Source organism: Micromonospora terminaliae (assembly GCF_009671205.1).
GTDB lineage: Bacteria > Actinomycetota > Actinomycetes > Mycobacteriales > Micromonosporaceae > Micromonospora > Micromonospora terminaliae.
In genome coordinates, this window is record NZ_CP045309.1 from 4,019,833 (window position 1) to 4,032,358 (window position 12,526).

General features: G+C 75.1%; 13 protein-coding genes. 5 read left to right on the top strand and 8 right to left on the bottom strand.

All coding sequences use genetic code 11. From position 1 onward, the window contains the following. The first annotated feature begins 64 nt into the window (after positions 1-64). Entirely contained in the window at positions 65-979 is a 915-nt protein-coding gene (locus GCE86_RS32395) for a L,D-transpeptidase (RefSeq protein WP_154228079.1), read from the top strand. Positions 980-985: 6 nt separating this feature from the next. Here the strand turns inward: GCE86_RS32395 and GCE86_RS18225 are convergent, their stop codons facing one another. From GCE86_RS18225 to GCE86_RS18245, 5 genes are all read right to left on the bottom strand, one after another. Next, positions 986-1,609: a response regulator transcription factor gene (locus tag GCE86_RS18225; RefSeq protein ID WP_154228080.1), complete on the bottom strand. Its 624-nt coding sequence runs from the start codon at positions 1,607-1,609 to the stop codon at positions 986-988. Further along, positions 1,606-2,760: a sensor histidine kinase gene (locus tag GCE86_RS18230; protein ID WP_154228081.1), complete on the bottom strand. Its 1,155-nt coding sequence runs from the start codon at positions 2,758-2,760 to the stop codon at positions 1,606-1,608. The genes GCE86_RS18225 and GCE86_RS18230 overlap by 4 nt, the downstream gene beginning before the upstream one ends. Before the next feature lie 21 nt (positions 2,761-2,781). Then, positions 2,782-3,588, bottom strand: a complete 807-nt coding sequence (locus GCE86_RS18235) for an ABC transporter permease (protein WP_154228082.1) — start codon at positions 3,586-3,588, stop codon at positions 2,782-2,784. A 30-nt stretch (positions 3,589-3,618) separates the two neighbouring features. Next, entirely contained in the window at positions 3,619-4,515 is an 897-nt protein-coding gene (locus GCE86_RS18240; RefSeq protein ID WP_154228083.1) for an ABC transporter ATP-binding protein, read from the bottom strand. A gap of 83 nt (positions 4,516-4,598) precedes the next feature. Beyond that, positions 4,599-6,050, bottom strand: a complete 1,452-nt coding sequence (locus tag GCE86_RS18245; RefSeq protein WP_154228084.1) for an MFS transporter — start codon at positions 6,048-6,050, stop codon at positions 4,599-4,601. A 111-nt stretch (positions 6,051-6,161) separates the two neighbouring features. Between GCE86_RS18245 and GCE86_RS18250 the strand changes: the two genes are divergently transcribed. The 3 genes from GCE86_RS18250 to GCE86_RS18260 are packed head-to-tail and all read left to right on the top strand — an operon-like array spanning position 6,162 to position 8,994. Beyond that, positions 6,162-6,902, top strand: a complete 741-nt coding sequence (locus tag GCE86_RS18250; protein WP_154228085.1) for a TetR/AcrR family transcriptional regulator — start codon at positions 6,162-6,164, stop codon at positions 6,900-6,902. Positions 6,903-6,945: 43 nt separating this feature from the next. After that, positions 6,946-7,797 carry an alpha/beta hydrolase gene (locus GCE86_RS18255; RefSeq protein ID WP_154228086.1) on the top strand — a complete coding sequence of 284 codons (852 nt, stop codon included), beginning with the start codon at positions 6,946-6,948 and terminating at the stop codon, positions 7,795-7,797. A gap of 54 nt (positions 7,798-7,851) precedes the next feature. After that, complete coding sequence (locus GCE86_RS18260; protein WP_154228087.1) at positions 7,852-8,994, top strand: site-2 protease family protein; 1,143 nt, start codon at positions 7,852-7,854, stop codon at positions 8,992-8,994. Positions 8,995-9,080: 86 nt separating this feature from the next. On the opposite strand, the gene GCE86_RS18265 is transcribed toward GCE86_RS18260, so the two are convergent. Further along, a complete protein-coding gene (locus GCE86_RS18265) occupies positions 9,081-10,307 on the bottom strand; it encodes an FAD-binding protein (protein WP_154228088.1) in 1,227 nt (408 codons plus the stop codon). Continuing rightward, positions 10,304-11,068, bottom strand: coding sequence for a PH domain-containing protein (locus tag GCE86_RS18270; RefSeq protein WP_154228089.1), 765 nt, complete (start codon positions 11,066-11,068; stop codon positions 10,304-10,306). Before GCE86_RS18270 ends, GCE86_RS18265 begins: the two co-directional genes overlap by 4 nt. A gap of 55 nt (positions 11,069-11,123) precedes the next feature. Between GCE86_RS18270 and GCE86_RS18275 the strand changes: the two genes are divergently transcribed. Next, entirely contained in the window at positions 11,124-11,492 is a 369-nt protein-coding gene (locus GCE86_RS18275) for a hypothetical protein (RefSeq protein ID WP_154228090.1), read from the top strand. Positions 11,493-11,528: 36 nt separating this feature from the next. Here the strand turns inward: GCE86_RS18275 and GCE86_RS18280 are convergent, their stop codons facing one another. Continuing rightward, positions 11,529-12,458, bottom strand: coding sequence for an LLM class F420-dependent oxidoreductase (locus GCE86_RS18280; protein WP_154228091.1), 930 nt, complete (start codon positions 12,456-12,458; stop codon positions 11,529-11,531). Positions 12,459-12,526 lie beyond the last annotated feature (68 nt).

A 12,526-nucleotide genomic window follows, 5' to 3' on the forward strand; every position in this document is an offset into this window, starting at 1 on the left:
ACACCGGCCCCCGGCGCCGCCGTTTCGCGGCCCGGGGGCCGTGCGCCCGATTACAGTATCGATCGTGCTGTTTGACCGTTTGTTCTCGCGCTGGACGTTCGGCTGGCTGCTCGCCGCCGTCGGCGTACCGGTCCTGCTGGCGGCCGCGCTCCTGGTCGGGCGGACCCTCACGGGCGGTCCGGCTCCGGCGCCGGTCGCGGGCGCACCTACCGCGGCGCTGCCGCCCGCCCCGGAGGAGCCGAGCCCGTCGCCCGAGGAGTCCGTGCCGGCCGCCGCGCCCGCACCGGACGACCTGCCGGTGGTCACGTACGACCCGGCGCCCGGTGGTTTCCCCGCCGACCCCGGTACGGGCGACACCCGCCCGCTGGCCGAGGGGCTCACGCCCACCCGGGAGGTGGCCGCGTACGACGCGCCGGGCGGCCGGCCGCTGGCCTTCCTCGCGCCCACCATCAGCGGCGTCGAGCTGACCGTGCCGATCGTCGAGCGGCGGGTGGGCTGGACCGCCGTCCTGCTCCCCTCGGCCAACCGGCGCATCGCCTGGCTGCCGGCCGGCGGCTGGGACACCGTGGCGTTGCGCGACCAGATCGTGGTGGAACGCCGCCCGCACCGGCTCACCTGGTACCGGGACGGCCAAGCGGTGCGCTCCTGGGAGGTCAGCCTCGGCGCGCCCGGCCAGTCGACGCCGCTCGGTCGCACCTTCGTGCTGGGCCGCACCCCACCCCCGCAGGACGTCTACGGCGGCGTGGACATCTTCGCCCTCGGCGCGATCCCCGACGACCCGGACGCGGTGCCGACCGGCCTGCGCGGCGCCCACATCGGACTGCACAGCTGGTACACCGACGACACGCTCGGGAAGAACGTCACCAACGGCTGCATCCGGCTGACCCGCAGCGGGCAGCGGCAGCTCCTCGCCGAGCTGCGTCCGGGGACCGCGGTCGTGGTGGTGGACCAGCTCCCGGCCCCGCCGGCCACCGCCTGACCCGGCTCAGTCGCCGAGCAGCCAGCCGTTCTCCTCGGCCACCCGCACCGCGTCGGCCCGGTTGCGGGCGCCGGTCTTGCCGATCGCCGCCGACAGGTGGTTGCGCACCGTCCCCTCGGAGAGGTGCAGCGTCGCCGCCAGCTCCGCCACCGTGCCGCCGCCCCGGGCCGTACGCAGCACCTCGGTCTCCCGCTCGGTGAGCGGGCTCGGCCCGGTGGCCAGGGTCTCCGCGGCGAGCGACGGGTCGACCACCCGCAGCCCGGCGTGCACCCGGCGGACCGCGTCGGCGAGCTGCCGGGCCGGGGTGTCCTTGACCACGAAGCCGTTCGCGCCCGCCTCCATGGCCCGCCGCAGGTAGCCGGGCCGGCCGAAGGTGGTCACCACCAGCACCCGGCAGCCGGGCAGGGCGGTCCGCAGCGCCGCGGCCGCCGCGACCCCGTCGAGGCCCGGCATCTCCACGTCGAGCAGGGCCACGTCCGGCCGGGTACGCAGCGCCTCCGGCACCACCTCGTCGCCCCGGCCCACCTCGGCCACCACGGTGAGGTCCGGCTCCAGCGAGAGCAGCGCGGCGAGCGCGCCCCGGACCAGGGCCTGGTCGTCCGCGAGCAGCAGCCGGATCGGCTCGGTCATCCGGTCGTCCCCCGTCCGTCGTCGGGCAGCGTCACCCGGAGCAGGAACCCGCGCCCGTCGCGTGGGCGGCCGACGGTGACCGTGGCGTCCAGCCGCCGGGCCCGCTCGCGGAGCCCCACCAGGCCGTGGCCGGCCGCGTCCGGGTCGCCGGCCGGACCCCGGCCGTCGTCGCGGATCTCCACGGCCGTCGGGTCGATCCGGATCTCGCAGCGCCGGGCCCCGCTGTGCCGGACCACGTTGGTCACTCCCTCGCGGACCGTCCAGCCGAACAGCTCGTCCCGCTCCGCCGGCAGCGACGGCACGGTCTCGGGCAGGTCCGCCGCGACGCCCGCGGCGGCCAGCGCCGAGCGGGCGCCGGCGAGCTCCGTCGCGAGGCTGACCCCGCGGTACGCCCCGACGGTGCCCCGCACGTCCGCGAGGGCCTGCCGGGCCAGCCGCTCGATGTCGGCGACCTCGGTGGCTGCCCGGGCCGGGTCCAGCTCCAGCAGCCGCCCGGCCAGCTCGGCCTTGACGGCCACCACGGTCAGCGAGTGCCCGAGGATGTCGTGCAGGTCCCGCGCGGTGCGGGCCCGCTCCTCGGCCACCGCCAGCCGGCGGATCTCCTGCTGGGCGCCCTGGAGTTCGGCGTTGCGCTGCGCGAGCCGGCTCACCCCGAACATGGCGAACGAGGCGAGCACGACGGCGAACACCACGGTCCCCTCGGCCTCCCAGCCGGGCACCAGCGCCGCCGTGACCGGCGGGGTCAGCGCGGCCAGCACGACCACCAGCAAGGACTCCCACAACGGCAGCAGGAACACCGCCGCGGCCGCCACGAAGACCAGTGTGGTCAGCCAGTCCCCCTCGGTGCCCGGTATGCCCGCGAGGCCGAGCGCGAGCAGCGCCGCCAGGGCCGTCCACGCCCGACCGCGCGGGATGGTCCGGTGGGCCTGCCGGCGGCCGCGCGCCCACTCGAACACCCGGACGTAGAGCACGCCGAAGGCGACCAGGGTGACCGCGCCCAGCACCCGGCGCCAGACCTCCGGCTGGTGCAGGGCGGTGAGCAGCGGGATGTTGAGGAAGAAGAGCCAGACCGCGGCCAGCAGCCAGCCGGTGATCCGCCAACGACGGCTCACCGGCTGGCTCGGCTGGTGCGGCAGGCCCACGGTGAACACGCTAGCCTCCGCCGCCGCGCGTCAGACGCGGGTGGTGTCGCGGCGGAACAGCCGGGCCGCGCCGAGCCCGAAGAAGGCGGTCCAGGCGGACACGTTGGCGACCGCCGCCCAGTCCACCCCGTCACCGGTCAGCGGCGCGCGGGCGAGCTGGCCGACCCCGTACACCGGGGTGAACTTGGCGATCTGCTGCATGGCGTGGGGCAGGATCTCGAGCGGGACGAACAGCCCGCCGAACATGGCCAGGATGGCCAGCGCCGGGCCCATGAACTGCATGACGTTCGCGGCCGGGGCCAGGTAGCCGACGAAGAGGCCCAGGGCGGCGAAGACCAGCGAGCCGATCCAGGCGGTCAGGCCGGACTCGATCCAGACGTGGGCCGGCATCCGCACACCGGCGGCGGCGCCCACGGCGAACTCGACCAGGACGCCGAGCAGGCCGAGCACCATGGCGGTGGCCACCTTCGTCGCCACGTACGCGGCCGGGCGCAGCGGGGTGAGCCGCAGCTGCCGGCTCCACCCCAGCGCCCGCTCGGTGGCGACCGCCGCGCCGGCGCTCGTGGTGGCGACCATGGCCGCGTAGACGGCCAGGCTGATCATGATCCAGGCGGTGACGGGCAGGCCGTTGTCCAGGTTCTGCCCCTTCTGCGGCAGGCCGAACAGCAGGAAGAACACCGCCGGCATGATCAGGATGAAGATGAGCGTGCGGCGGTTGCGCAGCACCCGGCGGATCTCGATGCCGAGCACGGGGGCGGAGAAGCCGCCCAGGGCGGGGGGCCGGCGATTCCCGGCCTCCCGGGTCGAGGTGGTGGCGGACGAGGCGGTGACGGTCATCTCAGGCTCCGGGGTCGTTCGCGGTCGGCGTCAGGCGGTGGTGGTGGTGGTCAGGGCGAGGAAGGCGTCCTCGAGATTGCGCGAGGTGATCTCCAGGTCCCGGGCGTCGGTCCGGGTCAGCAGGTGCCGGGCCACGACATCGGAGTCCTCGGTGTGCACCAGTACGGCGTCGCCGCGCACCTCGACCGACTGCACGCCGGGCAGCGCCGCGAGCGCGGCCTGGTCGGCGCCGGGCAGGGTGGCCCGCACCACCCGGCCGGCGGCCAGGTTCTTGATCTCGGCGGTGGTGCCGTCGGCGACCACCCGGCCCTGGCGGACCAGCACGATCCGGTCCGCGTACGCGTCGGCCTCGTCCAGGTAGTGGGTGGCGAACAGGACGGTCCGGCCGGAGCGGGCGTCGGCGCGGATGGCCTGCCAGAAGTCCCGGCGCCCCTCGACGTCCATCCCGGTGGTCGGCTCGTCGAGCACCATGAGGTCGGGGTCGGGCAGCAGCGCGAGGGCGAAGCGCAGCCGCTGCTGCTGGCCGCCGGAGCACTTGCCCACCGGGCGGTCGGCGATGTCGGCGATGCCCGCCCGCTCCAGCACCTCGGTCACCGGCCGGGAGTGGCCGTAGAAGTGCGCGGTCATCCGTACCGTCTCGGCGACGGTGAGGTCCTTCAGCAGGCCGCCGGTCTGCATCACGGCGGCGATCCGGCCGAGGCGGACGGCGTCGCCGGGCGTGCCGCCGAAGACCCGGACGGTGCCGGCGTCCGGGCGGGCCAGCCCGAGCAGCATGTCCACGGTGGTGGTCTTGCCGGCGCCGTTGGGGCCCAGGAAGGCCACCACCTCGCCCGGCTCGATCCGCAGGCTGAGCCCGTCGACGGCGGTCACCGTGCCGAAGGTCTTGGTGAGTCCGGCCAGCTCGACGGCCGGTGCAGTGTCGGTCATGACAACGATGCTCCGGGGACCGGCGGTCCGGTCCCCGGAGCGGTCGTCATCTTCCGACCGTGACATTTGTCAGGGACCGGCGGTTAGTGCCCGCCCGCCCCCTCCCGGGCGCGGCGCGGCAGCAGGAACGCGCCGGCCACGGTGACCAGCAGCAGGCCCAGCTCGGCCAGCAGGGTGACGCGCACGGCGTGCGACACCGAGTCGGTCAGCCCGTCGAAGAAGACCGTGCCGAGCAGCGCCACGCCGAGCGCCCCGCCGAGCTGCTGCACGGCGGTGAGGGTGCCGGACGCCGAGCCGGTCTCCGCCTCCTCCACTCCGGACAGCACGATGTCGAAGAAGGGCGCCATGACGAGGCCCATGCCGAAGCCGACGGCCAGCAGCGCGGGTGTCATCCGCCACGGGGTGACGTCGGCGCCGGCCACGGTGAGGGTGAGCAGCATCCCGGCGACGCCGGCCAGCACCACCACGAGTCCGAGGTGGATGAGCCGACGGCCGAGCCGCTGGGCCAGGCCGGCGCCGGCGAGCACGAAGGCGGCGACCATGCCGAGCGCCTGGGGCACGCCGGCCAGCCCGGCGCGCAGCGGCGACCAGCCGAGCCCGAGCTGGAGGTAGAGGCTGAACACCAGCGAGAAGCCGGCCAGCGCCGTGAAGAAGGCCAGGCCGGCGACCAGCCCGCCGGTGAAGGCGCGGCGGCGGAACAGGGCGGGCACCACGAGCGGGTCCCGGCCGGCCCGCTGCCGGCGCTGCTCGTAGCGGGCGAAGACCGCCAGCACGACGACCGCGCCGGCCAGCATGGCGAAGCTCCACGCCGGCCAGCCCAGCTCGCGGCCCTGCACCAGCGGGTGGACCAGCAGGAACACCGCGACCGAGAGCAGCACGACGCCGGGCAGGTCGAGCCGGGTGGCGTGGCTGGGGCGGGAGGCCGGCAGGAAGCGGGCCGCGCCGAGGGCGGCCAGCAGGCCGAGCGGGACGTTGATCAGGAAGATGGCGCGCCAGCCGGTGCCGCCGAGGTCGGCGTCGACCAGCCAGCCGGCCAGGATCGGCCCGCCGACGGCGGAGATCCCCATCACCGGGCCGAACGCGCCGAAGGCGGCCGCGAGCTGCTCCGGCGGGAACATCTCCTTGATGAGGCCGAGCCCCTGCGGGAGGAGCAGCGCGCCGAGCAGGCCCTGCGCCACCCGGGCGCCGATCAGCGTGCCGGGACCGGCGGCGAGCGCGCAGGCGGCCGAGGCGGCGGTGAAGCCGAGCACGCCGACCAGGAACATCCGGCGCCGGCCGTAGAGGTCGCCGAGGCGGCCGCCGGTGACCAGGCCGACGGCCATGGCGAGGGTGTAGCCGGCGCCGATCCACTGGATGACGGTGGGCGAGCCGCCGAGATCGGCCCGGATCGCCGGGCCGGCGAGGTTGGTGACGAGCACGTCGAGCAGGTCCATCACCTCGGCGGCCAGGATCACGGCGAGGGCGATCCAGCGCCAGCGGTGGCCCGCGGCGGACGGCGCCGCGGGGTGCGGCGCCGTGAGTTCGGTGGTGGTCATGGGTCCCCCGATCGGAAGCGAACGGTGTTCGTTAACGAACACCGTTCTATCAACGAACGGCGTTCGCGGCAAGTACGATGTTCGAGTCCACCCGATCCCGGAGGTCGTCCCGTGAGCGAAACTCCCGCGCCCCCGTGGCGTACCCGGCCCCGCGGCCGCTCGGCCCGGCGGCCGCTGAGCCAGCAGGCCGTGGTCGACGCCGCCCTCAACCTGATCACCCGGGAGGGCCTCGGCGCGCTGAGCATGCGGCGGGTCGCCCAGGAGCTGGGCACCGGCGCGGCCTCGCTCTACGCCCACGTCTCCGGCAAGGAGGAACTGCTCGAACTGCTGGTCGACCGGGCCAGCGCCGAGATCGTCGTACCGGATCCGGAGCCCGCCCGGTGGACCGAGCAGATCCGCGAGGTGGCCCTCCAGGCGTACCGGGTCTACGCCACCCACACCAACCTGGCGCTCGCCTCCCTCGCCACCATCCCGACCGGCCCCAACGCGCTGCGGGTGACCGAGGGCATGCTCGCCATCCTGCTGGCGGGCGGGGTGCCGCCGCGCCCGGCGGCCTGGTTCCTCGACCGGCTCTTCCTCTACATCGCCGGCGACGCCTACGAGGGCGCCCTGTACGAGGAGAAGGTCCGCGCCTCCGGTCAGGACCGGGAGACCTGGTGGGCCGAGCTGTCGCAGCAGCTGCGCACCTACTACGGAGACCTGCCGCCCCGGACGTACCCGAACATCACGACCCACCTGGACGACCTCATGGAGGGCGGCGGCGACGAACGCTTCCTGTTCGGCGTGGACCTGCTGATCCGGGGCGTCGCCACCCACGTCCCGCCCGTGAGTGAGGGCGGCCGGGCCGGGTAACCAGCGCCGACCGTCAGTCCTCACGGCACCGGGAGGTCAGGACATGAGCGCACCGACGGCACGGGTCGACACCGTGGTGCTGATCCACGGTCTCTGGATGACCTCGCGCAGCTGGGAGCGCTGGGTGGACCGGTACGCGGCGCGCGGCTTCCGGGTGCTCACCCCGGCCTGGCCGGGCATGGACCAGGACGTCGAGCGGCTCCGCGAGGACCCGACGCCGATCGCCGCGCTGCGGATCGCCGACATCGTCGACCACTACGCGGAGATCATCCGCGACCTGCCCCGGCCGCCGATCATCATGGGGCACTCGTTCGGCGGCCTCATCGCCCAACTGCTCATGGACCGAGGCCTCGGCGCCGCCGTCGTCGGCCTGCACCCCGCGCCGGTGAAGGGCGTGCTGAAGCTGCCGCTGAACACCCTGCGCTCCGGGTTCCCCATCCTGCGCAACCCGGCGAACCGGCACCGCGCGGTGCCGTTCACCCCCGAGGACTTCCGGTTCAGCTTCGGCAACACGATCAGCCGCGAGCAGTCGGACGCCGCCTGGGAGCGGTACGCCGTGCCCGCCGCGGGCCACGTCTTCTTCGAGGGAGCGTTCGCCAACCTGGACCCGACCTCGGCGACGGCGGTGGACACCAAGCGGGCCGACCGCGCGCCGCTGCTCGTGACGGCCGGCGGCGAGGACCACGTGGTGCCGGCGTCCCTGGCGGCCTCGTGCGCCAACCTCTACCGCGGCTCGGAGGCCATCACCAGCTACCGGGAGTACCCGGGGCGGTCGCACTTCGTGGGTGGCGAGCCGGGCTGGGAGGAGGAGGCCGACTTCGCGCTGGAGTGGGCCGTGGAGGCGGCCAACGAGTACTCGCCCAACGTCGTCAGCACGGCCCCCCGCCACCGCTGACCCGATCCCACGCCGGCGGGGTGTGGCTCCGCCTTCGACGGGTAAGACGGGGCCATGAGGGCGAGCTTCCGGCTTGGCCGGATCGCGGGCGTACCCGTCGGGGTCAACTGGAGCGTCCTGGTCATCTTCCTGCTCATCGCATGGGCGCTGTCCGCCAGCCAGTTCCCCCGCGCGTACCCGGGTCACTCGACCGTGGCGTACTGGGCCGCCGGGCTGGCCGCCGCGATCGTCTTCTTCCTCGGCCTGCTCGCCCACGAGGTGGCCCACGCGGTGGTCGCCAAGCGCAACGGCATCGAGGTCGCGAGCATCACGCTCTGGCTCTTCGGCGGCGTGTCCGAGCTGAAGGGCGAGGCCCGCGACCCGGGCGCGGAGCTGCGTATCGCCGGGGTCGGGCCACTGGTCAGCCTGATCATCGGGCTCTTCTTCGGCGCGATCGCCGTGCTGCTCGCCGTGACCGGCGCGCACGGGCTGCTGCTCGGCTCGCTGTCCTGGCTGGCCGGCATCAACGTGCTACTGGCGATCTTCAACGTCCTGCCGGCCGCCCCGCTGGACGGCGGCCGGCTGCTGCGGGCCGCGGTGTGGAAGGCCACCGGCGACCGGACGAAGGCGTCCGTGGTGGCGGCCCGGGCCGGGTGGGTCCTCGGCGCGCTGCTGATCGGGCTGGGTCTCTGGCAGTTCCTGGTCGGCCGCGGGCCGAGCGGGCTCTGGCTGGCGCTCATCGGCTGGTTCCTGATCGGGGCGGCCGGCCAGGAGGAGCGCCAGGCCCGGATGGGCAGCGCGCTGAGCGGCATCCGGGTCGCCGAGGTGATGACCCCGCAGCCGCAGACCGCCTCCGGGGAGATGACCGTCGCCGACTTCGTCGACCACTACCTCTTCGCGTACCGGCACTCGGCGCTGCCGCTCACCGAGCAGGGACGGCCGGTGGGGCTGGTCACCCTCGACCGGGTCCGCGCCATCCCGCCGGACCGGCGTGCGGCGACCACCCTGGCCGAGGTCTCCTGCCGGGCCGACGACCTGGTGCTCGCCAAACCCGACGAGCAGCTCACCGACCTGCTCCCCCGGCTCAGCGAGTGCGCCGACGGCCGGGCGCTCGTGGTGACCGACCAGCAGCTTGTCGGGATCGTCTCGCCCAGCGACATCAGCCGTGCCGTGCAGCGCGGCCACCTGCGCGAGCAGATGACCGGCAGCCGCTCCTAGCCCTCGCCCAGCAGGCCGCGCAGGTGCGCGCGGGTCCAGGCCGCGACGGTGAAGGAGTCGGTGACCACGGGTGACCTGCCGGTACGTCAGTATCGCGGGAAGTAACGGTCCAGCAACGCGGTGCGGAACTTGCCGGCCGGGTCGAACTCGCGCAGCAGGGCGCGGAAGTCGTCGTGGCGCGGGTAGGCGGCGGCCGGGTCGCGGTCGAAGAGCTTGCCCCAGTGCGGGCGCGGGGCGAACGGGGCGAGCCGCTCCTCCACCTCGGCCAGCACCGGGGCCACCGCCGCCGGGTCGCCGACCCAGGTGAAGTGGACGGCCAGGGTGTCCCGCTCGTAGTTCGGGCTGAGCCACAACCCGTCCGCGGCCACCGTGCGCAGCTCGCAGACCTGGAGCACGGCGGCGATCCGCTCGGCCGCCGGGTCGAGCGCGGCCAGCGCCGCGGCGGCGTCGGTGCGGGCCAGGTGCCACTCGGACTGGAGTTCGTCGCCGCTGCTCGGGGTGAAGCCGAGCCGGAAGTGCGGCAGCCGCTCGTGCCACGGCCCGGGCGCGCCGAGCTGGACCGTGCAGTTCTCAGCCGGCATCCCGGGCACCGGGTGGTGGGGCGTGCCGGCGGCGCGGGTGTCCAGCCAGTCGGCCGGGGGCGGCGGCTGGTCGGCCCGCTGCTTCAGCCACACCTGGTCGAACCGCGGCGACCGCCAGCCGGTGAAGACGCTCACGCTGTAGGCCGCGTCGAGGGCGGTGTCCAGTGCCGCGCGGGGCAGACCGAGCCGGACGTACTGCCGCACCTCGAAGGCGGGCACCACGTCGAGGGTGAGCCGGGTGACCACGCCCAGCGCGCCGAGGTGGACGACCAGCCCGGCGAACCGGGGGTCGCTGCGGTCCACTGTGAGCAGGTCGCCGTCGGCGGTGACCAGTTCCAGCGCGGCCACGGCGGTGGCCAGGTTGCCGTGGGCCGGTCCGGAGCCGTGGGTCGCGGTGGCGACCGCTCCGGCCACCGAGATGTGCGGCAGGGAGGCGAGGTTCGCCAGGGCGTACCCCTCGGCGTGCAGGGCGGTGGCCAGGTCGCCGTAGCGCAGACCGGCGGCGACCGTGACGGTGCCCCGGTCGCGGTCGAGCGCGACGGTCGGCGGGAGGCCGGCCACCGACACCTGCTCACCGGTGGTGTCGCCGAGCCGGTTGAACGAGTGCCCGGTACCCACCGCCCGGACCCGGTCGGCGCCCGCCACCAGCCGGCGCAGCTCGTCGAGGGTCGCGGGCTCGTGCCGCGCGCGGGCCGACCACGTGACGTTGCCCGCCCAGTTGGTGCCGGTCATGCGGTGGCCTCCCGGTCGGTGCTGGCTTCCTCGGTGAGGGCGGCGCAGAGCGCGTCCAGCGCCGCCTCCACCTGCGTGGTGGAGTATCCGCGCAGCGCCACGGGCAGCCCGGCGGCCCGGGCCCGCTCGATCTCCGCCCGGGCGGCCCGCCGCTCGGACGGCCCGCCCTGGGCGAGCGCCTCCCGGGCGCGGTTGACCAGCCGGTCGACCTCGCGGACGTCGTAGCCGCGCAGCCCGACGGTGAAGTCGAGGTCCACGCCGGCCGGCCCGGTGCGCGCGTCGGTGAAGCGGTCGCCCGCGTACCGGGCCAGCGCCGCGGTCACCTCGTCGGGGCTCTCCCGCACCTGCGTGAGGTCGAGCAGCTCGACGGCGGGACGGCCGTCGCGCGGGTGCCGGGCGGTCACGGGCAGGCCCGGCGGCAGGCCGGCGCCGGGCACGCCGACCAGCCGACCGGCGTCGTCGAGGGCGAGCGCCGCGAACTGCTCCCAGCGGTACGTCCCGCGCAGGCCCGGCCGGCGCACCTCCAGCCCCTCCGGGCCGAGGACGCAGCGGAACGGACGCAGGGCGCCGACCAGCACCTTGACGCCGATCGCCACGATGCCCAGGGCGACCAGCATCCGCAGCACCGGCCCGTCACCGGCCACGGCGAGCACCATCACCCCGCCCGCCACGCAGACGAGGGCCAGCGGCAGGACCCCTCGGTTGCGGTGCAGCTCCACGTCGTTCCCCCCGTTCCCGTCCCCGGTGTCCGGGTGCATCATCCGCCAATCGCGCAAGCCGCGGTTGCCCCGCCGCCTCGTAGGGCACCCTGTGGACATGAGCAGCTACCGCGACCCGAGCCTCCGCGGCGACGTGTATCCGTCGGAGGAGGAGATCGACCCGACCGGCGTGGGCCCCGAACCGGTCGGTGGGCCGTACGCCACGGCTCCGGCACCGCCGCCGGCCCCGGAGCCGGAGCCCGACCCGATCCCCCACCCGGGGCCGCCGCCCCGCGCCGCCGGGGGACGGTCGATCGTCACCCGGCACCTGGACGGGTCGGTCGAGGTGGTGACCGACCTCGACGGCGACGGGGTGGCCGACGTGGTGCAGTTGGATCTGGACGGCGACGGCGTCCCGGACCTCACGTACCTGGACAGCGACCGGGACGGCCAGCTCGACACGGTGCGGCGCGGGCCCGCCCGCTGAGCCCCGCCCACGCGCCGCGCGCACCGCGCGCCCGGCTCAGACCTGCCGCATGACCTCGGCGGCGACCAGCTCCAGGTGGTCCAGGTCGGCCAGGTCGAGCACCTGGAGGTAGACCCGCTCGCTGCCGGCCTCCGCGTACCGGCCGAGCTTGTCGACGACCTCGGCGGGCGTGCCGGCGGCGCCGTTCTCGCGCAGCTCCGCGGGCTCCCGGCCGATGGCCGCGGCGCGCCGGGCCACCTCGGCGTCGTCCCGGCCGCAGCAGAGCACCAGGGCGTTGGACCAGGTCATGGTGGCGGGGTCGCGCCCGGCCTCGGCGCAGGCGCCCTTCACCCGCTGGAACTGCGCCGCCGTGTCCTCGACCGAGGCGAACGGCAGGTTGAACTCGTCGGCGTACCGGGCGGCGAGGCGGGGCGTCCGCTTCGGCCCCATGCCGCCCAGCAGGATCGGCGGGCGCGGCTGCTGGACCGGCTTGGGCAGCGCCGGGGAGTCGCTGACGGGGTAGTACTTGCCGGGGAAGTCGAAGGTCGACCCGGCCGGCGTCGCCCAGAGCCCGGTGATGACCGCGAGCTGCTCCTCCAGCCGGTCGAACCGCTCGCCGAGCGGCGGGAAGGGGATGCCGTACGCGGTGTGCTCCTCGGCGAACCAGCCGGCGCCGATGCCCAGCTCGACCCGGCCGCCGCTCATCTGGTCGACCTGGGCGACGGTGATGGCCAGCGGGCCGGGGAGCCGGAAGGTGGCGGCGGTCATCAGGGTGCCGAGCCGGATCACCTTGGTGTCCCGGGCCAGGCCGGCGAGGGTCGTCCAGGCGTCGGTGGGACCGGGGTCGCCGCTCACCGAGCCCATCTTCAGGTAGTGGTCGGAGCGGAAGAAGGCACCGAAGCCGGTCTCCTCCGCGCGGCGCGCCACGGCGAGCAACTGGTCGTAGCTGGCACCCTGCTGGGGTTCGGTGAAGATCCGCAGTTCCATGCCCCGAGCATAGGAAGCGGCCGGGTTCGCCGCTCCGGCACCCAGTATTCCTTGACAGGCATATGAAC

Bases quoted from the DNA above. Each gene is read 5' to 3' on its own strand.
- GCE86_RS18225 (WP_154228080.1), bottom strand. From the start codon at position 1,609: ATGACCGAGCCGATCCGGCTGCTGCTCGCGGACGACCAGGCCCTGGTC.
- GCE86_RS18235 (WP_154228082.1), bottom strand. From the start codon at position 3,588: ATGACCGTCACCGCCTCGTCCGCCACCACCTCGACCCGGGAGGCCGGG.
- GCE86_RS18240 (WP_154228083.1), bottom strand. From the start codon at position 4,515: ATGACCGACACTGCACCGGCCGTCGAGCTGGCCGGACTCACCAAGACC.
- GCE86_RS18245 (WP_154228084.1), bottom strand. From the start codon at position 6,050: ATGACCACCACCGAACTCACGGCGCCGCACCCCGCGGCGCCGTCCGCC.
- GCE86_RS18255 (WP_154228086.1), top strand. From the start codon at position 6,946: ATGAGCGCACCGACGGCACGGGTCGACACCGTGGTGCTGATCCACGGT.
- GCE86_RS18260 (WP_154228087.1), top strand. From the start codon at position 7,852: ATGAGGGCGAGCTTCCGGCTTGGCCGGATCGCGGGCGTACCCGTCGGG.
- GCE86_RS18265 (WP_154228088.1), bottom strand. From the start codon at position 10,307: ATGACCGGCACCAACTGGGCGGGCAACGTCACGTGGTCGGCCCGCGCG.
- GCE86_RS18270 (WP_154228089.1), bottom strand. From the start codon at position 11,068: ATGATGCACCCGGACACCGGGGACGGGAACGGGGGGAACGACGTGGAG.
- GCE86_RS18275 (WP_154228090.1), top strand. From the start codon at position 11,124: ATGAGCAGCTACCGCGACCCGAGCCTCCGCGGCGACGTGTATCCGTCG.
- GCE86_RS18280 (WP_154228091.1), bottom strand. From the start codon at position 12,458: ATGGAACTGCGGATCTTCACCGAACCCCAGCAGGGTGCCAGCTACGAC.